The sequence below is a fragment of the Pseudomonas sp. Marseille-P9899 genome (assembly GCF_903166565.1).
In the GTDB taxonomy this organism is placed as follows: Bacteria; Pseudomonadota; Gammaproteobacteria; order Pseudomonadales; family Pseudomonadaceae; genus Aquipseudomonas; species Aquipseudomonas huaxiensis.
In genome coordinates, this window is the sequence record NZ_CAESCG010000009.1 from 30,986 (window position 1) to 57,914 (window position 26,929).

3 protein-coding genes are annotated in these 26,929 nt (G+C 65.6%); 1 reads left to right on the plus strand and 2 read right to left on the minus strand.

The features are described 5' to 3' along the window. Both HWV67_RS28180 and HWV67_RS28185 read right to left on the minus strand, forming a co-directional pair. Complete coding sequence (locus tag HWV67_RS28180; protein WP_175653610.1) at positions 1–25,083, minus strand: non-ribosomal peptide synthase/polyketide synthase; 25,083 nt, start codon at positions 25,081–25,083, stop codon at positions 1–3. 96 nt (positions 25,084–25,179) lie between these two features. Beyond that, a complete protein-coding gene (locus HWV67_RS28185) occupies positions 25,180–25,947 on the minus strand; it encodes a thioesterase II family protein (RefSeq protein ID WP_175653611.1) in 768 nt (255 codons plus the stop codon). 279 nt (positions 25,948–26,226) lie between these two features. Here HWV67_RS28185 and HWV67_RS28190 point away from each other — a divergent pair, with 279 nt between their 5' ends. Next, complete coding sequence (locus HWV67_RS28190; RefSeq protein WP_175653612.1) at positions 26,227–26,727, plus strand: hypothetical protein; 501 nt, start codon at positions 26,227–26,229, stop codon at positions 26,725–26,727. The last annotated feature ends 202 nt before the right edge of the window (positions 26,728–26,929 follow it).

A 26,929-nucleotide genomic window follows, 5' to 3' on the forward strand; every position in this document is an offset into this window, starting at 1 on the left:
TTAAAGCGCCTCCAGTTCTGCCATCAGGTCCGACAGACGGTCGACCTTGGCCTCGTCGATGCGCGTGTCCTGCTGGCCGTCGATGTACTGCGCCAACGCCTGCAAGGTGTTGAGTTCGAACATCGCCCGCAGCGGCACGTGATGCCCCAGTTCCTTCTGCACCCGACTGACAATCTGCGTCGCCAGCAACGAGTGCCCGCCCAGTTCGAAGAAGTCGTCGCTCATGCCAACCTTCTCGACTTTCAGCACGTCGGCCCAGATGGCCGCCAGTTGCCGCTCAAGCTCGGTGACCGGTGCGACATACGCCGCGTGCGCATGGCCGATGTCCGGCTGTGGCAGGGCCTTGCGGTCCAGCTTGCCGTTCGGCGTCAGCGGCAACTGCTCGAGGAACAGCCACTGCGTCGGCACCATGAAGCCCGGCAGGTCCTGGCCCAGCAGCGCCTTGAGCTCGGCAACCAGCTCATCGCCCTGGCCACCCACGACCCAGGCCACCAGTTGCGTACCGTTGGCTGTTTCCTTCGCCAGCACCACCGCCTCGCGGACGGCGGCATGGCGCAGGATCTGCGCTTCGATCTCGCCCAGCTCGATACGCAAACCGCGAATCTTCACCTGATGGTCGATACGGCCGAGGTAGTCGATCACGCCGTCAGCGCGGTAGCGAACCAGGTCGCCGGTGCGGTACAGACGCGCACCCGGAGTGAACGGATCCGGCACGAAGCGCTCGGCGGTCAGATCAGGACGCTGGTGATAACCACGGGCCAACGAGTCACCGCCGACGTACAACTCACCTGCGCTGCCCACCGGGCAGACCTGCAAGTTGGCGTCCAGCACATAGGTGCGCACGTTGCTGATCGGCCGGCCAATCGCAGCGATCGCCGTGTCCACAGGCCCTTCGATCAGAAGGCTGCTGGTGTCGATGGTCGCTTCGGTCGGGCCGTACAGGTTGTAGACCTGGCCATTCCATTGCTGACGCAGTTGCTCCACCAGCGCCGCGCTCAAGCCCTCGCCACCAAAGGCCAAAGTGCGTAGCGAATCCAGTTGGCCGCCCTTCACGTCCGGCAGCAACGCCTGAAGTACCGACGGCGCCAGTTGCAGGATGCTGATGTGGTGCTCGGCCACTTCGCTCCAGAGCAACGTCAGGTCATCGCTCAGTGCCGGGCTGGCGAGCACCAGTTGCGCACCGTTGAGCAGCGGCAGCCAGAACTCCCAGACCGAGGCGTCGAAGCTGAACGCGGTCTTCTGCAAGACGCGGTCGCGTGGCGCCAGTGCCAGTTCGTTCTGCATCCACAGCATGTGGTTGGTCAACGCGCCATGACGAATTTCCACGCCCTTCGGTCGTCCAGTCGAACCGGAGGTGTAAATGACATAGGCAAGGTTGTCCGCGTGCAGATGAACCTGCGGCGGCGCGACCTCGGTGCTGTCCTGCCAGTCGATCAGCAGGTCCAGTTCCAGGCTGCGAACCTGCTCGCTCACCGGCAGTTGCGCCAGCAGCGAGGACTGGGTCAGCAGCAGGCGAATGCCGCTGTCGCGCAACATGTAATCGAGCCGCTCACGCGGGTACGCCGGGTCCAACGGCACATAAGCACCGCCCGCCTTGAGGATCGCCAGCAGGCCGACGACCATTTCCAGGCTGCGCTCCAGCGAGATACCCACCAATACGTCCGGGCCCACACCCAGTTCACGCAAGTGATGCGCCAGACGGTTGGCTTGACGGTCCAGCTCGGCGTAGCTTAGTTGCCGCTCACCCAGGATCAGCGCCACAGCCTCTGGCGTGATCTGCACCTGGGCCTCGATCAGGTCATGAATCGGTGCGTCGGCGAAGGCCACGGCCGTGTCGTTCCAGTCGTGCAGCAGATGCTGGCGCTCGTCGGCGTCCAGCAGCGGCAGCTCGCCCAGCAACGCGCGGGCATCGCTGACCAGGGCCAGCAGCAGGTGCTCGAAGTGCCTGGCCAGTTGCGTAATGGCCGGGGCATCGAAATGACCGCGGTCATAGCTCATCGATAGCACCAGTTGCTCGCCCGCCTCCACCGCCAGGGTCAACGGGTAGTGGGTCTGCTCTTGGGCGATCACGTTGTCGAATACCAGCGACTGCGGCGACGCCTGTTGCAGGGCCTCGGCGATCGGGTAGTTCTCGAAGACCATGATCGAGTCGAACAGCGCCTCGCCACCCCAGCCCGCCCAGCGCTGGACTTCGTACAGCGGAGAATGTTCGTGTTCACGCAAGGCCAGGTTGAGCGCCTGCACCTGCTGCACCCAGTCACCCACGGTCTGCTCGGCACGCGGGCTGCCCGCCACCGGCAGGGTGTTGATGAACAGACCAAGCTGCTCTTCCACACCCGGCAGGTCCGCCGGACGCCCGGCCACGGTGGCGCCGAAGGTCACGCTGGCCTGACCGGTGTAGCGTTGCAGCAGCAACATCCACGCCGCTTGCAGCAAGGTATTGAGGGTCACGCGCTGATCCCGGGCGAACTCGCCCAGCCGCGCATTCGCAGCCTCGGCGAAGACATGGCGGTGCTCGCCATGACCCCGTCCCTGCTCCGCCGCGTGGAAGCACGGCGCCAGACGGGTCGGCTCATCCAGCTCAGCCAGTTGCTCGCTCCAGAAGCATTCACTGGCCTGGGCATCCTGGCCGTGCAGCCACTGGATGTAGTCCTGGTAGCGACCGCGTGGCGCCGGTACTGCTTCGCCGCGGTAGTGCATCAGCACTTCACCCAACAGGCGCGAACTGCTCCAGCCGTCGAGCAGGATATGGTGACTGGTGTACACCAGGTGCCAGGTGTCTTCGCTGGTACGCAGCAGGGTCAGGCGCAGCAGGGCCTCGCGTTCGAGGTCGAAGCCACGCTGCTTGTCGGCCTCGGCGTAGGCAGCCACTGCTGCCTCCAGGTCGGCGCGACCGCGCCAGTCCTGAACCTCGAACGGCACCGCCAGTTGCTTGCGGATCACCTGCAAAGGCTGGCCAAAGCTGCTGACGAAATTCGCCCGCAGCACGTCATGGCTGTCCACCACCGCCTGCCATGCCGCCTGGAAGCGCGGCACATCGAGGCCGCGCACGTCGGCGAGCATCTGGTTGATGTAGCTGGCGCCTTCCTGCTCGAACAGGCTGTGGAACAGCATGCCCTGCTGCATCGGCGACAGCGGATAGAGGTCAGCGATCTCGCCGGCCGCCAGCGGGAACTCGTCCAGTTGCATCTGGCTCAGGCCGGCCAGCGGGAAGTCCGACGGCGTCACGCCGCCCACGCCAGCGCTGACGCAGTGCGCGATCAATTGCGCCAGTTCGCTGGCGTAGTCGTCGGCCAGGCGCTGGATGGTCGCAGGATCAAACACTTCGCAACTGAAGGTCCAGGCCAGCGACAGTTCGCCGCCGGAGACCTGACCATCGATGCTCAGCAGACTGCCCAGCGGCGCCAGCGGGCTGACGCCCTGGCCACAGCTTTCGCTGGCTGCAACCAGCAGGCCGTCACTGACACCGGCATCGAACTGACCGAGGTAGTTGAAGACGATGCTGCCTTGCGCCAGCCCGGCAAGGGTGCTTCGCGCCTGGTCGTTGCCCAGGTGACGCAGCACGCCGTAACCGGTGCCCTTGTCCGGCACCGCGCGCAGTTGCTCCTTGATCGCCTTGATCGAGTCGGCCAGTTCCAGCGCCGGGGTCAACTTCACCGGGTACAGGCTGGTGAACCAGCCCACGGTGCGGGTGATATCCAGGTCGTCGAACAGCTCCTCACGGCCATGGCCTTCCAGACGCACCAGGGTCTCGGCACGACCGGTCCAGCGCGCGATAACCCGCGCCAGTGCGGTCAGCAGCAGGTCGTTGATCTGCGTGCGGTAGGCGGCGGGCGCGTCCTGCAGCAACTGGCGGGTCAGCTCGCGGTCAAGCCGCGTCGCCACCGACAGGGCATGCTGCTGTTGCTGGCTGCCCTCGGCACGGTCGCACGGCAGCGCATCGCTGACGCCGTGCAACTGCGCCTGCCACCAGCCCAATTGCGCCGCCAGCGCCGGACTACCGGCATGGCGTTGCAACTGCTCGGCCCAGTGTTTGAACGAGCTGGTCTTGCGCGGCAGGGCCGGCGCCGTGCCGGTCGCCAGGGCGGCATAGGCGCTCTGCAGGTCTTCCAGCAGGATCCGCCAGGACACACCGTCCACCACCAGGTGATGGATCACCAGCAACAGGCGCTGCTCGCCCTGCGGCAGGTTGACCAGCACTGCGCGCAGCAGCGGACCGTTTTGCAGATCGAGGCTGCGTTGGGCTTCGTCGGCCAGTTCGGTCAATTGATCGCGGCTGGACAGTTCGCGTACCCACAGCGATTCGCCGGCCTGCGCCTGGAAGTGCGCGCCGTCGTGGCTGAAGCGTGCCCGCAAGACATCATGCTGGGCCAGCAACGCCTGCAACGCAGCGTCCAGCACATCCGCCTGCAAGGCTTCACGCGGCGCCAGCATCAGCGCCTGGTTCCACTGGTGCGGTTGCGGAATCTGGCTGTCGAAGAACCAGCGCTGGATCGGCGTCAACGGCGCCTCACCGGTCACCGGCCCCTGCTCCGCCTGCACCGCCGAGGCACGACTGGCCACTTGGGCAATGCCCTGAACGGTCTGGCGCTGGAACAGGTCTTTCGGGCTGAACACGATGCCCGCCTGACGGGCGCGGCTGACCACCTGGATGGAAATGATCGAGTCGCCGCCCAGCTCGAAGAAGTTGTCGGTGACGCCGACTTTCTCCAGTTTGAGCACGTCGGCCCAGATCACCGCCAGTTGGGTTTCCAGCGCATTCGTCGGCGCAACATAGGCGGCCTGCGACTGGCTGATATCGGGCTTGGGCAGCGCTCGGCGATCCAGCTTGCCGTTGGCGCTCAGCGGCATTTTCTCCAGCAGCACGAAGTGGCTTGGGACCATGAACTCGGGCAGATGGGCTTTCAGATGCGCCTTGAGCACGTCTTTGAAATCGCCGCTGTCCTGGGCCACCAGATACGCCGCCAGTTGCTTGCCGCTTGGGCCATCGATATCGATCACGCTGGCTTCGCGGACTGCCGGATGCTCCAGCAGACGCGCTTCGATTTCACCCAGCTCGATCCGCAGACCGCGAATCTTCACTTGATGGTCGATACGGCCGGCGTACTCGATCACACCCTCGTCGCGGTAGCGCGCCAGGTCGCCGGTGCGGTACAGGCGACCGCCCTCGGTTGAGAACGGATCCGGCACAAAGCGTTCGGCAGTCAGCGAAGGACGGTTGTGGTAACCGCGGGCCAGACCGACACCGCCCAGGTACAGCTCGGCAGCAGTGCCCGGTGCGGCGGGCAGCAGGCCGTCTTCGAGGATGTGGGTCTTGAGATTGTCGATCGGCTGACCAATCGGAACGCTCAGGTGATCGTTCAGAGTGCAGGTCCAGTGGGTGACGTCGATTGCCGCTTCAGTCGGGCCGTACAGGTTGTACAGCCCGGCGTGTGGCAGGCGTTTCAACACTTGGGCCGCCAGCTCGGCCGGCAATGCTTCACCACTGCAAACGACGCGTTTCAACGAACTGCACGACTCGACCAGCTCGCTGGTCATGAACGCCTGAAGCATCGACGGCACGAAGTGCAGCGTGCTGACACCGCACTCGTTGATGGTCGCCACCAGACGCTCCGGATCACGGTGATCGCCCGGCAATGCAACCGCCAGACGAGCGCCGGTCAGCAGCGGCCAGAAGAACTCCCACACCGACACGTCGAAGCTGAACGGGGTCTTTTGCAGCACGGTATCCGTGCCGTCCAGACCGTAAGCCTTCTGCATCCAGTGCAAACGGTTGACCAAGGCGCGATGGCTATTGCCCGCCCCTTTCGGCTTGCCCGTCGAGCCCGATGTGTAGATCACGTAAGCGAGGTTTTCCGGCACAGTGTGCAGCGACGGATTCGTATCGCTGTAAGCGGAAACATCCAGTTGATCCAGGCTCAGCGCCTGAACGCTCGCCGGAATCGGCAGTTGCTCAAGCAACGACGACTGGGTCAGCAGCAGTTGCACGCCGCTGTCTTCGATCATGTACGCCAGACGGTCCTGTGGATAATCCGGGTCCAGCGGCACATAGGCACCGCCCGCCTTGATGATCGCCACCAGGCCGATAACCATTTCCAGGCTGCGCTCGACCGAAATGCCCACCAGCGCATCCGGGCCGACGCCCAGCTCGCGCAGTTTGTGAGCGAGCTGGTTGGCGCGGCGGTTCACTTCGGCGTAGCTCAGTTCTTCACCCGCGAAGACCAGCGCCGGAGCGTTCGGCGTTGCGGCAACCTGCGCCTCGATCAGGCTCTGGATGCACGCCTCGCTCGGGAACTCGGCCACAGTGGCGTTCCACTCACCGAGGATGTGCTGCTGCTCGACCTCGGACAGCATCGACAACTCACCCAGCGCCGCCTGCGGATTGGCCACCAGCGCCAGCAGCAGGTGCTCGAAATGCGCGCCAAGTTGCGCCACGGTGTCGCCGGCCAGTTGCTGACGGTCGTAGCTCATGCGCACGGCCAACTCGTCGCCCGCCTCGATCACCAGGGTCAGCGGGTAGTGGGTCTGCTCCTGGCTGACCACCTTGTCGAATACCAAGGCGTCCGGCGCCGCGTTATGCAGCGCGTCGGCGATCGGGTAGTTCTCGAAGACCATGATCGAGTCGAACAGCGCTTCGCCATTCCAGCCCGCCCAGCGCTGGATGTCATACAGCGGCGTGTGCTCGTGTTCGCGCAGGGCCAGGTTCTGCGCCTGGACCTGTTGCACCCACTCGGCCACGGTCTGTTCGACCCGAGGACGGCCCACCACCGGCAAGGTGTTGATAAACAGGCCAAGCTGTTCTTCGACGCCCGGCAGGTCGGCCGGACGCCCGGCGACGGTGGCGCCGAAGGTCACCCCGGACTGCCCGGTGTAACGCTGCAACACCAACATCCATGCCGCTTGCAGCAGGGTGTTGGCGGTGACGCGCTGGTCGCGGGCGAAGTCGTTGAGACGACGGGTGCGCGCGCTGTCCAGGGTCAACAACAGGTCAGCGAAGCCTTCACCCTCGACCGGTGCCTTGAACACTGGCACCAGGCGGGTCGGCTCGTCCAGCCCGGCCAGTTGGCCGAGCCAGAAATCCTGACCAACCTGAGCGTCCTGACGTTGCAGCCATTCGATGTAGTCGCGGTAGCGCTTGCCGGCCGCCGGCACATGACCGCTGTAGCGCTGAAGCACTTCGCCGAGCATCCGCGAGTTGCTCCAGCCGTCGAGCAGGATGTGGTGGCTGGTGAACACCAGGTAGTGGCTGTCCTCGGCGGTGCGCAGCAGGGTCAGGCGTAGCAGCGGGTCACGTTGCAGATCGAAGCCGCGTTGTTTGTCCGCCTCGGCCCAGGCCGCCAGGGCCTCGTCCGATACGGTCTGGCCACGCAGGTCCAGCTCGGCGAAGGACACCGCCACCTGGCGGCGAATCACCTGCAACGGCTGGGCGAAGCTGCTGACGAAATTCGCCCGCAGCACATCGTGGTTATCCACCACCGCCTGCCACGCCGCGCGGAAGCGCTCGACATCCAGGCCGCGCACCTGCGCGAGCATCTGGTTGACGTAGCTGGAACCCTCCTGCTCGTACAGGCTATGGAACAGCATGCCCTGCTGCATCGGCGACAACGGGTAGACATCGGCGATCTGCGCTGCGGCCAGCGGCAGGCTGTCCAGTTGCTGCTGGTCGAGGCCGGCCAGCGGGAAGTCCGATGGCGTCACGCCGGCCACACCGGTGGCCACGCAATGTTCGATCAGCTGTTGCAGCTCCTGGCCGTAGGCATCGGCCAGGGCTTGCACGGTCTGAGCGTCGAATACTTCGCGGCTGAAGCTCCACGCCAGTTCCAGCTCACCCTTGAGCACCTGGCCGTTGATCGCCAGCAGACTGCCCAATGGCGCCTCGGGGCTCTGGCCTTCGCCACTGCCCTCGCCAGACGGCGCGAACAGCGCGCCTTCGGCGGCGAAGCTGGCATCCAGTTGGCCGAGGTAGTTGAAGACGATCTCGCCTTGCGGCAATGCGGCGAGGCTGGCTTGCGCCGCGTCGCTGCCCAGGTAGCGCAGCACGCCATAACCGAGGCCTTTGTTCGGCACGGCGCGCAGTTGTTCCTTGATCGCCTTGATCGACACGCCCAGCTCCGCGGCCGGGGTGAGTTTCACCGGGTACAGGCTGGTGAACCAACCGACGGTGCGGGTGGTGTCGAGGCCATCGAAGAGGTCTTCACGGCCGTGACCTTCCAGGCGCACCAGGGTCTCGGCGTTGCCGCTCCAGCGGCTGATGACGCGGGCCAGCGCGGTGAGCAGCAGGTCGTTGATCTGCGTGCGGTAGGCCGCCGGGGCGTCCTGCAGCAACTGGCGGGTCAGCGCGCTGTTCAACTGCGTGCGAACGGTCGCTTCGTGCTGGTGCTGGCGACCGCCCTCGGCACGGTCCAGCGGCAGTGCGTCGCTGACGCCCTGCAACTGCGCCTGCCACCAGCCCAGTTCCTGCTCCAGCGCCGAAGTACCGGCGAAGGTGCGCAGGTGTTCGGCCCAGACCTTGACCGAATGGGTCTTGGCCGGCAGCGCGACGCCGTTGTAGGCGGCTTGCAGGTCTTCCAGCAGGATGCGCCAGGACACACCGTCCACCGCCAGGTGATGGATCACCAGCAGCAGGCGTTGTTCGCCCTGCGGCAGGTTGACCAGCAGGGCGCGCAACAGCGGGCCGTTTTCCAGATCGAAGCTGCGTTGTGCTTCGTTGGTCAGTGCAGCCAATTGATCGCGGCTGGACAGCTCGCGTACCCACAGCAACTCGCCGGCAGCGGCGTCGCGGAAACGTGCGCGACCCTCGACGAAGCTCAGGCGCAGCGCATCGTGATGCACCAGCAGTGCCTGCAAGGCCGCTTCCAGCGGCGCGGCCTCCAGGTGCACGGTCGGTTTGAGCAGCACCGACTGGTTCCAGTGATGACGCTCAGGAATCGCGCTGTCGAAGAACCAGTGCTGGATCGGCATCAGCGGGGTTTCGCCGGTCACCGGGCCCTGCTCGATACGCACCACCGCAGCACGGCTCGCCACCTGGGCGATGCCTTGCACGGTCTGGCGCTGGAACAGGTCTTTCGGGCTGAACACGATGCCCGCCTGACGCGCACGGCTGACCACTTGGATGGAGATGATCGAGTCGCCGCCCAGCTCGAAGAAGTTGTCGGTCACGCCGACTTTCTCCAGCTTGAGCACGTCGGCCCAGATCGCCGCCAGTTGGGTTTCCAGCGCATTCGTCGGCGCAACATAGGCGGCCTGCGACTGGCTGATATCGGGTTTGGGCAGCGCACGGCGGTCCAGCTTGCCGTTGGCGCTCAGTGGCATTTTCTCCAGCAGTACGAAGTGGCTTGGGACCATGAACTCGGGCAGATGGGCTTTCAGATGCGCCTTGAGTGCGTCTTTCAAATCGCCGCTGTCCTGGGCCACCAGATACACCGCCAGTTGCTTGCCGCTTGGGCCGTCGATATCGATCACGCTGGCTTCACGGACTGCCGGATGCTCCAGCAGACGTGCTTCGATTTCACCCAGCTCGATCCGCAGACCGCGAATCTTCACCTGGTGGTCGATACGACCGGCGTATTCGATCACGCCCTCGTCGCGGTAGCGCGCCAGGTCGCCGGTGCGGTACAGGCGGCCGCCCTCGGTCGAGAACGGGTCCGGCACGAAGCGTTCGGCAGTCAGCGAAGGACGGTTGTGGTAACCGCGAGCCAGACCGACACCGCCCAGGTACAGCTCGGCAGCAGTGCCCGGTGCGGCGGGCAACAGGCCGTCTTCGAGGATGTGGGTCTTGAGGTTGTCGATCGGCTGACCAATCGGAACGCTCAGGTGATCGTTCAGAGTGCAGGTCCAGTGGGTGACGTCGATCGCCGCCTCGGTCGGGCCGTACAGGTTGTACAAGCCGGTGTGTGGCAGGCGTTTCAACACCTGGGCCGCCAGCTCGGCCGGCAATGCTTCACCACTGCAAACGACGCGCTTCAGAGAACCGCACGACTCGACCAGCTCGCTGGTCATGAACGCCTGAAGCATCGACGGCACGAAGTGCAGCGTGCTGACGCCGTATTCGTTGATAGTCGCCACCAGACGCTCCGGATCACGGTGATCGCCCGGCAGTGCAACCGCCAGACGAGCGCCGGTCAGCAGCGGCCAGAAGAACTCCCACACCGACACGTCGAAGCTGAACGGGGTCTTTTGCAGGACGGTGTCCGTGCCGTCCAGACCGTAAGCCTTCTGCATCCAGTGCAAGCGGTTGACCAGGGCGCGATGGCTGTTGCCCGCCCCTTTTGGCTTGCCGGTGGAGCCCGAGGTGTAGATCACGTAGGCGAGGTTTTCCGGCACGGTGTGCAGCGACGGGTTGGCGTCGCTGTAACCGTTCAGATCCAGTTGATCCAGGCAAAGCGACTGGATTTCCGCTGGAATCGGCAGACGATCAACCAGCGCCTTTTGAGTCAGCAGCAATTGCACGCCACTGTCCTCGATCATGTACGCCAGACGGTCCTGTGGATAATCCGGGTCCAGCGGCACATAGGCACCGCCCGCCTTGATGATCGCCACCAGGCCGATAACCATTTCCAGGCTGCGCTCGACCGAAATGCCCACCAGTGCATCCGGCCCAACGCCCATTTCGCGCAGCTTGTGAGCGAGTTGGTTGGCGCGGCGGTTCACTTCGGCGTAACTCAGTTCTTCACCCGCAAAGACCAGCGCCGGAGCGTCCGGCGTTGCAGCAACCTGCGCCTCGATCAGGCTCTGGATGCACGCCTCGCTCGGGAACTCGGCCGCAGTGGCGTTCCACTCACCGAGGATATGGTGCTGCTCGGCATCGCCCAGCAGCGGCAGCTCGCCAATCCGCTGCTGCGCATCGGCAACCATGCCCCGCAGCAGGTTCTGCCAGTGGCTGGCCATGCGCGCGATGGTGTCCGCTTCGAACAACGCGGTGGCGTAGGTCAGCGACGCGCTGAGGCCGTTGTCTTGCTCGACGGTGTTGAGCATCAGGTCGAACTGCGCAGTGTGCTTCTGCGAAGTCACCCCTTGCAAGGTCAGCCCGGCCAGCTCGCGGACCAGTTGCGGCGCCTCGTTCTGGTGGTTGTACATCACCTGGAACAGCGGGCTGCGGCTCAGGTCGCGCTGGGGTTGCAGCGCTTCCACCAGTTGCTCGAACGGCAGGTCCTGATGGGCCTGGGCCTGCAGCGCATGGCGCTTGACCTGTTGCAGCAACGCGGCAACGGCGGTCTGCGAATCCACCTCGGCCTTGAGCACCTGGGTGTTGACGAAGAAGCCGATCAGCCCTTCGGTCTCGGCGCGGTTGCGGTTGGCGATCGGTACGCCGACACGCACATCGCCCAGCCCCGAATAGCGGTGCAGCAGGGTCTGCAACGAGGCCAGCAGGAGCATGAACAGGGTAACGCCCTGCGCTTGCGCCAAGGCTTTCAGCTGCGCCGCCAGTTCGGCATCCAGTTCCAGGTGCAGTTGCGCACCCTCGGTGCTCTGCACCGGTGGCCGCGGATGGTCGGTCGGCAGTTCCAGCACCGGTTGCTCGCCGCCCAGTTGTGCGGTCCAGTAGGCCAGTTGCCGGTCCTTCTCGCCCGCTTCCATCCAGGTGCGCTGCCACAAGGCGTAGTCGGCGTATTGAATCGGCAGCGGTGCCAGCGCCACTTCCTCGCCCTGGCTGTAGCCGGCGTACAGGCGCATCAGCTCATCGACCATGATCGGCATCGACCAGCCGTCGGTGACGATATGGTGCTGCACCAGCACCAGCACATGTTCGTTCTCGCCTAGGTGCAGCAGGCGTACGCGCAGCAGCGGCCCCTGCTCCAGGTCGAACGGACGCAGGGTTTCGTCCTCGATAAACAGGCGCACCTGTTCATCCTGCGGCAGTTGCGAGTCCGGCAACTGCTCCAGCGCCAGCACGAACGGCGCCGCCGCGTGGATGACCTGCACGGCCTGGCTGCCGTCTTGGCGGAAGGTGGTGCGCAGGGTTTCGTGGCGGCCGATCAGGGTTTCAAAGGCCAGTTCCAGCGCAGCGATATCCAGCGCGCCCTTCAGGCGCAGCGCCGCCGGCATGTTGTACGCCGCGCTCTGCGGCTCCAGTTGCCAGAGGAACCACTGCCGTTGCTGAGCGTACGAAAGCGCCAGCGGCTGGTCGCGGTCAGCCTTGCCGATGGCTTGCAGCTTGCTGCTTTCGCCTTGCTCGACTTGGCGGGCAAAGCCGCGCAGGTCCCGGGCTTCGAACAGGCTGCGCAGCGACAGCTCGATCTTCAGGGCCTGACGCACGCGGGAGATGACCTGGGTCGCCAGCAGCGAGTGACCGCCCAGTTCGAAGAAGCTGTCATCGAGGCCGACGCGCTCGATTTTCAGCACCTCGGCCCAGATGGCCGCGAGCTGTTGCTCCAGCTCGGTGACCGGCGCCACGTAGGCTGTTTGCGCCTGGGTGGTGTCCGGTTTCGGCAACGCCTTGCGGTCGAGCTTGCCGTTCGGGGTCAGCGGCATGGCGGCCAGCAGCACAAAGTGGGTTGGCACCATGTAGTCCGGCAGGCTGGCCTTCAGTGCGGTTTTCAACTCTTCGCGCAGCGCTTCGCCATCGACTTCCCCACGGGCAACCAGATACGCCGCAAGCTGCTTGCCCTGTGGACCGTCGATATCCAGCACCACCGCTTCGCGGATCGCCGGGTGCTCTTGCAGGCGGGTTTCGATTTCGCCCAGCTCGATGCGGTAGCCGCGGATCTTCACTTGATGGTCGGCGCGACCGACGTATTCGAGAACGCCATCAGCGCGGCGGCGTGCCAGGTCACCGGTACGGTACAGGCGCTCGCCCGGTGCGCCGAACGGGTTCGGCACATACACCGGGGTGGTGCGACGCGGGTCGGCGACATAACCGCGACCGACGCCTGTCCCCGCCACGCACAACTCGCCGACGGCACCCAGCGGCACCAACTCCAGCGCGTCGTCCAGCAGGTAGATCAGGTTGTTGTCGGTCGGCGTGCCGATCGGCAGGTAGGTGCTTTGCGTGGAATCCAGATCGACGCGGAAGAACGCCACGTCGTCCGAGCATTCGGCCGGGCCGTAGGCGTTCACCAGACCGATCTGTGGATAACGCAGCAGCCATTGCTTCGCCAGTTCAGGCGGCATGGCTTCGCCAGTTGGCAGCATCCAGCGCAGGCCGTCCAGGCTCACGCGCTCTTCGGCCAACAGCCCCTGAATCAGCGACGGCACGCTTTCCAGCACGCTGATGCCCTGAGTTTGAACGTGGGCCAGCAGCGCCTGCGGATCCCGGGCGATGTCATTCGGCACGATATCCACACGGGCACCAAACAGCGGCGCAGCAAGGAACTGCCAGACGGAAATGTCGAAGCTCTGCGACGCGGTCTGAGCGATCACATCGGCGTCGCTCAGATTGAGGTAAGGCACCTTGCTCAACTGGTTGTTGAGCATGCCGCGCTGCTCGACCATCACGCCTTTCGGCAGGCCGGTGGAACCGGAGGTGAAGATCACGTAGGCGAGGTTGTCCGGGGCGCTGTAGCGGCCAGGGTTATCCACAGACACCCCGCTCTGCTGAACCTGTTCCCAGACCAGCAATTGCACCGGACTTTCCAGACCAGCCAACAGTTCGCGGGCCTGCGCTTCGCATTCGGCGCTGCACACCAGCACCGGCGCACCGCTCTGCGCGATCACGCCGCTCAGACGCGGGTTCGGCAGCGCCGGATCCAGCGGCAGGTAACCCGCGCCGGCCTTGAAGCTGCCGACGATCATGCCCAGCAGGTCCGGGCCACGCTCGGCCAGCAGGGCGATCGGTTGATCGACGCCAACACCCGCCGCGATCAGCGCATGGCCGAGGCGGTTGGCGGCGGCATTGAGTTCGGCGTAGGTGTCCTGACGCTCAAGGCAGGAGACGGCAACACGCTCGGGATGCGCGGCCACTCGCTCTTCAAACAGCGCCACATAACTGCGTTCCAGCGCGTACTCATGAGCGCTCTGATTGCAGCCCTGCACCAGGAATTCACGCTCGGCCTCGCCCAGCAACGGCAGCTCGGCCATATCGCCATGGAAGCCTTCCACCAGCGCCAGCAGCAGGCGCTTGAACTCGGCAAGCATGCCGGTGACGGTGGATTCATCGAAGTAACGCTGGTCGTAGGACAGGTGCAGGCCGAGGTCGTCGCCCGGGTAGCAGACGGCGGTCAGCGGGTAGTTGGTGTGAGTCCGGCCCGAGTCCGAGGTGGCGTTCAGGCTTTGCGCACGGTCCAGCACCGAGACTTCCACCGGGGCGTTCTCGAACACGAACAGGCTGTCGAACAGCGGCATGCCTTTGGGCAGTTCGCTGTTTTCCTGGATGTTCACCAGCGGCAGGTATTCGTACTCGCGCAGCTCCATGTTGCTGTCCAGCAGGCCGGTCAGCCACTGGCGCACGCTCTGGCGCTGGCCGTCACGCGGCAGGCCGACGCGCAGGGCAATGGTGTTGATGAACAGGCCGACGGTGCGCTGCATCTGCGGCATGTCCACCGGACGCCCGGCCACGGTGACGCCGAACAGCACGTCACGGTCGCCGCTCATGCGCCGCAGGGTCAGGGCCCACGCCGCCTGGGCGAAGGTGTTGACGGTCAGTTGATGCTGCTGCGCCAGTTCGCGCAGGCGGGCGCCGTCTTTCACCTCGAGGCGGGTGTAGACGTCGCCGACGATCATGCCGCCGTGCTCGCTGGCATGTTCGCGCAGGTAAGGCCGGTCGCTCGGGATCGGCGTCGGCCGCTCGAAGCCGCGCAGGTTGTCGCGCCACCAGTTGCGCGCCTGCTCCAGGCCGCGCTGTTGCAGCCAGCCGATGTAGTCGCGGTAGCGCGGCGGCGGCGACAGTTGCGCCTCGCGCCCCTCGCCGAGGGCCATGTAGATATCGAAGAAGTCGTTCATCAGCAGCGAACGGCACCAGGCATCGATCAGGATGTGGTGGTTGCTCATCATGAACCAGTAGTTCGCCTCGCCGACGCGGATCAGGCGCAGGTGGAACGGCGCCTGGTGCAGCAGATCGAAACCGGCCTCGCGCTCGCGCTTGTGCAGCGCTTGCAGGCGCGGCTCCTGCTCATCTGCCGGCACGTCGCGCCAGTCGAGGTATTCGACGGCGGTATCGCCCGCCTTGTGGATAACCTGCAGCATGGTCTGCCCGACATCCCAGCAGAACGACGCGCGCAGCGCTTCATGGCGGGCCACCACGGCCTGCCAGGCCTGGGCGAAACGCTCGGGGTCGAGGGCGCTGTTGATGCGGTAGCGGTCCTGCATGTAGTACAGGCCGGTGCCCGGTTCCAGCAGGGTGTGCAGGAGCATGCCCTCCTGCATCGGGGTCAGCGGGTAGACGTCTTCGATCCGCGCTGCCGGCACCGGCAGTGCATCGAGCTGCGCCTGGGTCAGGCTGGCCAGCGGGAAGTCCGACGGCGTCAGGCCGCCATTGCCCGCGGTGACGCAGTGCTCGACCAGTGCCTGCAACTGCGCCAGATAAGCGTTGGCCAGGGTGTCGATGGCCGCGCTTGAGTGGCGCTCGCCACTGAAGGTCCAGCGCAGCACCAGTTCGCCGGCGTAGACCTGGGCATCGATGCTCAGTTCGTTGGGCAGCGGCGCGTGCGGGTCATGGGCGGTGCCGGCGGACTCTTCCAGCGGACGGAACAGCGCGTCGCTGGCAAAGCTCTGGTCGAACTGGCCGAGGTAGTTGAAGGTCACCGGCGCCAGCGGCAGCGCTTGCATCGCCGCGCGACTGGCATCGTCGCCGAGGTAGCGCAGCACACCGTAGCCGAGGCCTTTGTGCGGCACCTGGCGCAGTTGTTCCTTGATCGCCTTGATCGACGCCGCAGCGTCGTTCGCCACCGGGGTCAGGCGCAGCGGATAGGCGCTGGTGAACCAGCCGACGCTGCGGGTCAGGTCGATCTCGTCGAAAAGGGTTTCGCGGCCATGGCCTTCAAGCTGGACCAACGCCGAGGCCTGTCCGGTCCACTGGCACAGCACGCGGGCCAGGGCGGTCAGCAGCAGGTCGTTGATCTGCGTGCGGTACGCCGCCGGGGCGTCTTGCAGTAGCTGACGGGTGCGCTGGGCGTCCAGGCGCACGCTGACGGTGGCGGCGTGCAGGTTCTGCTGGCCGCCATTGAGGTCGGTGTCCGGCAGTTGCTGGCCGGCGCCCGCCAGTTGTGCTTGCCACCAGTCGCGTTCTTCGCGCAGCGATTCGCTCGCCGCGTAGGTGTGCAGGCGTGCCGCCCAGTCGCGCATCGCGCTGGTCTTGGCCGGCAGCTGCACGGCATCGCCGACCTGCAATTGGCGATAGGCGGTTTGCAGGTCTTCCAGCAAGACACGCCAGGACACGCCGTCCACCACCAGGTGATGGATCGCCAGCAGCAGGCGCTGCTGGCCTTGCGGGCCGTCCACCAGCAAGGCGCGCAGCAGCGGGCCGTGCGCAAGGTCGAGGCTGCGCTGGGCGTCGTCGAACAGTGCCACGCACTGGGCCATGTCGCTGACTTGCGCCACCCGCAACAGGCTATCGCCGGCGCTCTCGCTGAACTGCGCCTGCCACTGCCCGTCACGCTCGCTGAAGCGCAGGCGCAGGGCGTCGTGCTGGTGCTGCACTGTGTTCAGCGCCTGTTCCAGCAGCGAGGCCTGCAGGGAGAGGGTCGGCTCCAGCAGTACCGCCTGGTTCCAGTGCTGACGGTTGGCGATCGGGGTCTCGAAGAACCAGTGCTGGATCGGCGTCAGCCCCGAGGTGCCACTGAGCAGACCCTGTTCGGCGCTGACCAGTTCTTGCGTGGTGGCCACCGCCGCGAGGCTCTGCACGGTCTGGTGCTGGAACAGGTCGCGGGGGCTGAAGTGGATGCCGGCCGCACGGGCACGGCTGACCACCTGGATCGACAGGATCGAGTCGCCACCCAGTTCGAAGAAGTTGTCGTTGAGGCCCACTTGGGCGACGTTGAGGACTTCGCCCCAGATCCGCGCCAGGGTCAGTTCCAGCTCGCTGCTCGGCGCCACATACTGCTGGCGGTTCAGCTCCGGGTCCGGCGCCGGCAAGGCGCGGCGGTCGAGCTTGCCGTTGGCGGTCAGCGGCATGGCGTCCAGCAGGATCAGGTGGGTCGGCACCATGTAGTCCGGCAGCTGCGCCTTGAGGGCGGCCTTGAGCGCTTCGCGCAGATGCGCCTGTTGCGCCTCGTCTTGATTGGCCACATCGCTGACCAGATAACCGGCCAGTTGCTTGCCCGCCGGCGTTTCCAGCGCCAGCACCACCGCTTCGCGGATGGCCGGGTGGTCCAGCAGACGGGTTTCGATTTCGCCCAGTTCGATACGGAAGCCGCGGATCTTCACCTGATGGTCAACCCGGCCGATGTATTCCACTTGGCCGTCGGCACGCTGGCGCACCAGGTCGCCGGTGCGGTACAGACGGCCGCCATTGCGGGCGAACGGATCGGCGACAAAGCGCTCGGCAGTCAGCCCCGCCCGCTCGTGGTAGCCGACCGCGAGGCCGGCGCCGCCAACGTACAGCTCACCGGTGGCGCCTTGCGGCACCAGCGCCAGATCAGTGTCGAGGATGTACGCCACCCGCGCGCCCACCACGCTGCCGATCGGCACGCTGGCCTGGCCCTCGTCCAGCTCGGCCGGCGACAGGCAGGCCAGCGGCATGACCACGGTCTCGGTCGGACCGTAGGCGTTGAAGAACAGCGCCGGCGCGAAGGCCGCGCGAATCCGTTGCAGGTGCTCGCCGGTCAGCGCTTCGCCACCGGTGATGCACATGCGCACCGGCAGGCGTTGCTGCTGGGTCGCCAGCCACTGCGCCAGCTGGCTGCCGTAGCTCGGCGTAAAGCCGAGGATGGTCACGCCCTGCTCGCGGATCAGCGTGCAGATTTCCTCGGCGTCCCACTGGCCCTGGGCGCGCAGCACCAGCCGCGAACCGGTCAGCAAGGGCACCAGCAGACGCTCGGTGGCGGCGTCGAAGTTGATCGAATAGAAATGCAGTTCGCAGTCGTCCGGGCGCATGTCGAAGCGCTTGATCACCGCCTGGCAGTGCATGGCGATTTCGCCATGGCTGACCACCACGCCTTTCGGCAGGCCGGTGGAGCCGGAGGTGTAGATCAGGTACGCCTGATGCTGCGGCAGGCTGAGGAACGGCGGCTCGCTGTGCGGGTAGGCGGCCAGTTTCGGCAGGTCGTCTTCCAGGCTCCAGCGCGCCACGCCTTCGGGCAGTTCGCCCAAAGCGTCGAGCAGCGCTGCGTTGCTGAGCAGCAGGCGCACGCCGCTGTCCTTGATCATGTATTGCAGGCGTTCCAGCGGGTATTCCGGGTCCAGCGGCACATAGGCGCCGCCGGCCTTGAGGATCGCCAACAAGCCGATGACCATTTCCAGCGAACGCTCCAGTGCCAGGCCGACCCGCACCTGCGGGCCGACGCCACGCTCGCGGAGCATCCAGGCCAGGCGGTTGACCTGGGCGTCCAGCTCGCCGTAGCTGAGAGTCTGGCCACGGAAGGTCAGCGCGCCGGCGTCAGGGTTGGCATGCACGCGCTGGCTGAACAGGCTGTGGATGCACTGGTCCAGACGCTGCTCGCCCGGCTCGGCGCCAAGGCTGTCGATCAGGCCCTGGCGCTCGCTGTCATCCAGCAGCGGCAGTTCGCCGAGGCGCTGTTGCGGGTTGTCCAGCAGCGCTTGCAGCAGGTTGCGCCAGTGGCCGGCCATGCGCGCAATGCGCGGCTCATCGAACAGGTCGGTGCTGTAGGTCAGGCAGCAACCCAGGCGGTGATCCAGCTCGGTGACTTCCAGGTTGAGGTCGAACTTGGTCGCCCGGGCATCGTTGACCAGGTATTCGACGGTCATGCCCGCCAGCTCGCGGCTTTGCTGGAATTCCCAGCGCTGCACGTTGCACATCACCTGGAACAGCGGGTTCCAGGCGGCGCTGCGCGGCGGTTGCAGGGCTTCCACCAGATGGTCGAACGGCAGGTCCTGGTGCGACTGACCTTCGATCACGGTGTGGCGGACCTGTTCGAACAGTTCGCCGACGCTCATCTGCCCGTCGAGCTGCACGCGCAGCACCTGGGTGTTGAGGAAGGCGCCGATCAGCCCTTCGCTTTCCGGGCGGATACGGTTGGCCACCGGCGCGCCGATGCGCAGGTCGGTCTGGCCGCTGTAGCGGTAGAGCAGCACCGCCAGGGCGGCGGTCATGGTCATGAACAGGGTCAGGCCATTCTTCGCGTTGAAGGCGCGCACGCGGCCGGCCAGGTCATCGGCGAGGTCGAAGCGGAACAGCTCGCCCTGGTGACTCTGCACCGCTGGGCGCGGACGGTCGCCGGGCAATTCCAGCAGCGGATGTTCCTTGCCCAGTTGCGCGGTCCAGTAATCCAGTTGGCGCTGGCGCTCGCCGGATTCCAGCCACTGGCGCTGCCACACGCTGTAGTCGAGGTACTGCACCGCCAGCGGTTCCAGCGGCGACGGTTTGCCGTCGAGGAAGGCTTCGTAGAGCAGGCCCAGTTCGCGGGCGAAGATATCCATCGCCCAGCCTTCGGTGACGATGTGGTGCAGGGTCAGGACGAAGTAGTGCTCCTGCTCGCCAGCCTTGACCAGGCAGGCGCGCAGCAGCGGGCCGCTTTCCAGGTCGAACGGCGTGTGCGCTTCACTGTCGGCGAAGGCTTGCAGGCGCACCTGGCGCTCGGCGGCGGGCAGTGCCGAGATATCCAGCCATTGCATGGCCACGCCGGTCTCTTCCGAGACCTTCTGGCAGGCCACACCGTTGACGCTCGGGAAAGTGGTGCGCAGGGTTTCGTGGCGCAGGATCAGCGCCTGCAACGCGGCCTCGAAGCAGCCGATATCGAACGCACCGCTCAGGCGCGCCATGCCGCCGACGTTGTACGCCGGGCTGTCCGGCTCCATCTGCCAGAGGAACCACATGCGTTGTTGCGAGTACGACAGCGGCACCGCCTGGCGGCGATCGACCTGGCCGATCGGCTGCTGGCTGTTGCGCTCGCCGGCGGCGTGCAGGGCGGCGACACGGGCAGCGAAATCGCCCAGTTCGCGATGCTCGAACAGCACCCGCAACGGCAGCTCGACGTCGCAGCTCTGACGCACGCGGGAAATGATCTGGGTCGCCAGCAGCGAGTGGCCGCCCAGTTCGAAGAAGTCATCGGCTAGGCCGATGCGCGGCACACCCAGCACGTCGCGCCAGATCGCGGCGATACGCTGTTGCAGCTCGGTTTGCGGCTCGATGTGCTCGCGGGATTGCCATTGCGGTTCCGGCAGCGCGCGGCGGTCCAGCTTGCCGCTCGGACCGAGAGGCATGGCGTCGAGGCGCATCAGTTGCGCCGGCACCATGTACTCCGGCAGTTCCAGCGCCAGCTCGGCCTTGAGCCGCGCCACTTGCGCGGCCTCGCCCTCCTCGCTCGCCTCGGCGGTGAAGTAGCCCACCAGTTGGGGGCCGGCGACGGTTTCGCGAACCAGCACCGCCGCTTGGCCAACGCCGTCCAGCGCCAGCAGGCGCGCTTCGATTTCCTGCGGTTCGACGCGGAAGCCGCGCAGTTTTACCTGATGGTCCAGGCGACCGAAGTATTCCAGCGCGCCATCGGCGGCCCAGCGCACGCGGTCGCCGGTGCGGTACAGACGAGCGCCCGGCTCGCCGGCAGCGTCCGGCACGAAGCGCTCGGCGGTCAGCCCGGCGCGGCCCAGATAGCCGCGCGCCAGACCGATGCCGCCGATGCACAGCTCACCGGCGACGCCATCCGGCTGGGCATTCAGTTCGCCATCGAGCACTCGGCAGATCACGTTGCCCAGCGGGCGGCCAATCGGCGAACGCGCGCCATCGCTGGTCTGGCAGTGCCAGTGGGTGACGTTGATCGCGGTTTCGGTCGGGCCGTAGCGGTTGTGCAATTGCGCGTTGGGCAGTTGCGCCAGGACGCGGTTGCGCAGCTCGGCGGGCAGCGCTTCACCACCTGAGAACACCCGGCGCAGGCTGTCGCAGCCGGCGGTCAGCGGCTCGTCGATAAACAGTTGCAGCAGCGGCGGCACGAAGTGCAGCGTGGTCACGCCATGCTGCCGGACCAACTGGGCGATGCGGTGCGGATCGCGGTGCTCGCCAGGGCCGGCGATGACCAGCGTGCAGCCGGTGATCAGCGGCCAGAAGCACTCCCACACCGACACGTCGAAGCTGATCGGCGCCTTCTGCATCAGCACGTCGGTGTCGTTCAACTGGTACGTGGCCTGCATCCATTGCAGGCGCTCGGCCAGGGCCGCATGCGTGTTGCCCACCCCTTTCGGCTGGCCGGTGGAACCGGAGGTGTAGATCACGTAGGCGAGGTTGTCGCCATGCAAGTGCAGGCCCGGCGCGTGGCTCGGCCAGTTGTCCAGCTTGAGGGTGTCGAGGGCGATGGCGCTGACGCCTTCGGCGCTCGGCATGTCGCCGAGCAGATGGCTCTGGGTCAGCAGCAGCGACACGCCGCTGTCGGCCAACATGTAGGCCAGGCGCTCGCTCGGGTAATCCGGGTCCAGCGGCACATAGGCGCCACCGGCCTTGATGATCGCCAGCAGACCGACCAGCAGTTGCGGTGAGCGCTCCACGGCGATCGCCACTTTCACATCCGGGCCGACGCCTTTGTCGCGCAGGTAGTTGGCCAGGCGGTTGGCCTGAACGTGCAGGCCGGCGAAGTCGAGGCTGCCGCCATCCCACACCAGCGCAGTGCGCTCGGGGCTGCGCAGGGCCTGTTCATTGAGCAGTTCCGGCAGCCAGCGGCTGGCCGGGGCGCAAGGCGCGACGCTCCAGTCTTGCTGGCGGGCCACTTCGGTGGCGTCCAGCAGTTGCAGGTCACCGAGGGCGATGTCGGCGTCGGCGCTGACCTGGGTCAGCAGGCGCACGTAATGCGCGGCGAGGCGGACGATGGTCGCGCGCTCGAACAATTCGTCGGCGTAGTCGAACGACAGGCTAATGCGCCCGTTGCGGTCCTCTTCGCTGTGCAGTTGCAGGTCGAACTTGGCTTCGCGGCTGTGCCACGGCAGCTCGTCGGCGAGCAGGCCCGGCAGGCGGCGCAAGGCACTCAGGTCGCGTTGCTGGTGGTTGAACATGACCTGGAACAGACCCTGTTCGCGGGCCTGGGGGAAAGCCTCGACCAATTGGTCGAACGGCAGGTCCTGATTGGCCTGGGCTTCCAGCGCGGTCTGGCGGGTGCGGGCCAGCAGTTGCGCGAATGGCAGGCGAGCTTCCAGTTCGGCGCGCAGTACCAGGGTGTTGATGAAGAAGCCGATCAGGCCCTGGGTTTCCAGGCGCGGACGGTTGGCGCCGGGGACGCCGATGCGGATATCGGTCTGGCCGCTGTAGCGGTGCAGCAGGCTCTGGAAGCCGGCCAGCAGCAGCATGAACGGCGTCGATTGATTGCGTTGTGCCGCGTCTTTAAGCGCGCTGCTCAGCTCGGCGCTCAGGCGCAGGCTGTAGCGCGCGGCGCTGTGTTGCTGGCGGGCGGAACGCGGATGGTCGGTGGCGAGATTCAGGCTCGGCTGCTCGTCACCCAACTGCGCTTTCCAGTAATCCAGTTGGCGCTGGGCTTCACCGCGGGCCAGCCATTCGCGCTGCCACTGGCCGTAGTCGGCGTAACGCACCGGCAGCGGCTCCAGCACCAGCGGCTGGTCTTGCACGGCGGCGGCGTAGAGGCGCGAGAACTCGTCGATCAGCACGTTCAGCGACCAGCCGTCCGCGATGATGTGGTGCAGGGTCACCAGCAGTTGGTGCTCCTGCTCGTCCAGGCACACCAGTTGCACCCGCAGCAGCGGGCCGTTTTCCAGATCGAACGGCAGGCGCGCCTGCTCCTCGCGGATCGCCAGGGCGCGGGCGCGGCGCTCATCGTCATCAAGCTCGCTGAGGTCGATACGCGAGATTGCCAGCGGGCTGGCAGCGTCGATCCGCTGCAAGGCCACGCCATCTTCTTCGTAGAAGCGCGTGCGCAGCGATTCGTGGCGCTCGACCAGGTGCTGGAAGGCGCTACGCAGCGCGTTTTCGTCCAGCTCGCCACGCAGGTTCAGGCCCGCAGGAATGTTGTAGGCGCTGCTTTGCGGGTCGAGTTGCCAGGTGAACCACAGGCGGTTCTGCGCCAGGGGTTGCGGCAGCCCTTCGTCGCCGGCCAGGCGGGCGATGCCGTCCTGGGCCTGGGCGCCGGACTGCACGCCTTCGATGGCGGCAACGAAGCCTTCCAGCGTCGGCGCTTCGAACAGCAGGCGCAGGTTCAACTCGATGCCCAGCGCTTCACGCAGGCTGGCGACCACTTGTGTCGCCACGATGGAGTTGCCGCCCAGCAGGAAGAAGTGATCGTCGGCGGCGAGGTCCTCGACCTGCAGGTGTTCGCGCCAGGTGCGCGCCACCAGTTCCTGCAGATTGGACTGGGCCAGCACTGCGTCACTGGCCTTGGCCGCGCCCGCTTGTTGCGGGAACACCGCGTAGCTGTCGAGGCTGCCATCGGCCAGGCGGGTGCGGCAGGCGGAACGTTGCAGCTTGCCGCTGGAGGTCTTCGGCAAGGCACCGGGATTGAGCAGCACCACCACGCTCGGGGCTTGCTGGAAGGCGTCAGCCACAGCATGGCGCAGGCGCTTGATCAGCTCGTCGGCAGGCACGCTTTTCTGCACGCTGCGGCCGATTTCGGCGGCGATACCGATACCCTCGACGCCGTCCTGAGTGACCGCGAACGCGGCGATGCGGCTCTTGCGCACCACGTCCACTTCACGCTCGATGGTCTGCTCGATGTCCTGTGGATAAATATTCTGGCCGCGGACGATCAGCATGTCTTTCAGGCGGCCAGTGATGTACAGCTCGCCGTCGCGGATGAAGCCCAGGTCACCGGTGCGCAGCCAGGTCTGGCCGGCATGCTGGACGAAGGTCTTGGCCGTGGCTTCGGGGTTGCGCCAGTAGCCGTGAGCGATGCTCGGGCCGCAGGCCCAGACTTCGCCGACCTGGTTTTCGCCCAGTTCCGCCAGGCTGTGTGGATCGGCGATCAGCACGCCGTGTTCCGGCTGGCTGGTGCCGCAGCTCATCACCGGACTGCCCTGCCCCGGCTCGGCGGTGTTGCGCGCCAGTGCCTGCTCGTCCAGGCGCAGGTGCGGAATGCCCTGGCCACGCTTGCCGCCAGCGACGAACAGAGTCGCCTCGGCCAGGCCATAGGAGGCGAAGAAGCTGCTGGCGTCGAAACCGCAGCCGGCGAACTTCTCGGCGAACGCGTCCAGGCTGTCCAGGCGGATCGGCTCGGAGCCGGAATAGGCCACGCGCCAGCCACTCAGGTCGAGCCGGGCCAGCGCCGAATCGCTGACCCGCGCGGCGCAGAGCTGGTAGGCGAAGTCCGGGCCGCCGCTGATGGTGCCCTTGTAGTCGCTGATCGCTTCCAGCCAGCGCAGTGGCCGGCTCAGGAAGTACGCCGGGGCCATCAGCACGCAGGGCACGCCGCTGAAGATCGGTTGCAGCAGGCCGCCGATCAGGCCCATGTCGTGGTACAGCGGCAGCCAACTGACAATTACGTCGTCCGGGTTGATGTCGATGCCGAAGCCATGGCGGATCAGTTTCTCGTTGGCCACCAGATTGCCGTGGCTGACCTGTACGCCCTTGGGCAGCGCGGTGGAACCCGAGGTGTATTGCAGGAACGCGATGTGTTCGCCGGTCAGTTCCGGTGCTTGCCAGGCGTCAGCCGCCGCGCTGTCCAGGGTATCCACGCAGAGCAGCGCCGGAGCGCCGTCGGCGGCCAGTTCGGCGACTTCCAACAGGCTCTCGCGCAGGCCCGAAGCGGTCAGCACCAGGCTCGGCTCGGCGTCGGCGATGATCGACAGCAGGCGCTCCTGGTGATGGCGGCGATTGGACTCCGGCGGATAGGCCGGCACCGCGATCACGCCGGCATACAGGCAGCCGTAGAACGCCGCGACATAGTCCGGGCCACTGGGAAACAGCAGGATCGCCCGGTCACCCAGCGCGGCCTGGGACTGCAGGGCGGCAGCGATGGTTCGCGCGCGCAGGTCCAGGTCACGGTAGGTCAGCACAAGGCCCTGGTCCTTTTCGTCGGAAAGAAACCGCAGCGCCAGTTTGTCCGGCGTCTGTGCGGCGCGACGTTGAAGGGACTGAGCCAGGGTGGCTGGAAGTTCAAACGCATCCATGATGGGTTCCTGCTAGATTCGGCTTGGCAAAAAAAGGGTCGGGGTATCGAAAAGAAAACGCGCCCGCAGCGGCCGGCGCGCGTGCAGCAGTGCTGCTCAACCGGCCGCGCGGGCGGGTTGCAGGGCCTTACGGTTGCGCCAGCGCGCCAGATGCTGGTCGGCGTAGCGGCGCAACTGGCGCAGGAGGTGGGCCTGTTCGTCGATCAGGTAGAAGTGATGACCTTCGAACATGTCGAGGGAGAAACCGGTGCTGGTCTCCTCCTGCCAGTCGAGCAGTTCCTCGACCTTGACCGTGTCGCGCTTGCCGCCAAATACATGGATCGGCACTGCCAGCGGCTCGCGCCGGCCATAGGCGAAGCTGCCACAGAGCAGGAAATCGGCGCGCAGGATCGGCAGGATCAGTTCGAGCAGTTCTTCGTTGGCGATCACGCTTTCGCTGGTTCCACCCAACTCGCGCAGGCGGGCGATCAGTTCGGCGTCGCTTTTCTCGATGGCGTACTCACTGACATCGCGCCGGGCCGGACCTGCCGTGGCCGAGGCAAACAGTGCCAGCGGCGCCGGCAGGCCGCGTTGGCGCAGGACGTGAGCCAGCTCGAAGGCCAGCAGACCGCCGAGGCTATGGCCGAAGAGTGCGTAGGGACGGTCCAGTTCGACGGCGATTTCGTCGGCCAGGTGATTGGCGAGCGCCACCATGTCGGTCTGCAGCGGCTCGTCCATGCGCATGCCACGCCCGGGCAGCTCTAGCGGGCGCACCCGCAGCCAGGCCGGCAGTTTCTGCCGCCAAGGGCTGTAGCACATGGCGCTGGCGCCGGAATAAGGCAGGCAGAACAGAGTCAGGCCGGGTGCTTCGCGATCGATGCCCATTTATCGTTTTCCTGTGGATGCACGCCCCGGCCATGACAACGGCCGGGCTTGTCTCCAAAAAGAACGGATGGGGGGTGGAAATAATTAGTCGCAACTGGGCGGGGGAGATTGGGATGTGCGGGTGGTCTGCGTTGCCTACCAGGGGTGGCCCACCTCACGACCAACGGAAAGCCATGGGCGTACTCCTCGTCGCCACGAAGCCAAGCCATAAATATCTACGGCTTGATCCGCAGTTGAGCCTGTTTGAATGGAAGTTCAAACACTCATGAGGAAAGGCAAATGGCTATTCGTTATACCCCCTTTCAATCAAGCGGCTCTCCAGTATTGCCGCCCAACCAAACAATGTCGCCGGGGCAGCACCTGATATCCCCAAGCGGACAATTTCGCCTGGTACTGCAGGCGGATGGTAATTTGGTAATTACAGATAACGATGCAGTAGTGTGGGTAGCAGATGAAAATCAGGTTTACAGCAGAACACTGCATCAAAAAAAGATGCGTGAACCTTTGCAATTCGTCATCAGCAATAGCGGCTTTCTTTACGACCCCTCAAGAAAGCGGTTATGGATCGCTTCAAGCACCCACAGCACCGACAAATCGCTTTGGTTCAACACCTGCATGGTTATTCAAGATGACGGCAACCTGGTTATTTATGACCAGCGCACGGGAAACCTATGCTGGGCTCGCTTTGGATTCGTGCCCGGTCGGATTCCAAAGCCAAAACAAAGGTGGATGAAATCCCTACCGAACGGCATAAAGATTCATGAGTGGAAATTTGACTAGGCACTCTTCACAGCAGCCAGTCTCTCTTGCCGCTAAGGTCCATTGAAGATAGGTGGTGGCTGCAAGCAATCAGGGGCATATGGATTTATCTCGCACTGATAGGCGAGTTCCTGACCGTAGCCTTTAGGAAACAGCTCGCCGCCCCTACAGCCGCCAAGCATCATCAACATCAATATCGTGATTAGTGCTCTCATGCACCCTC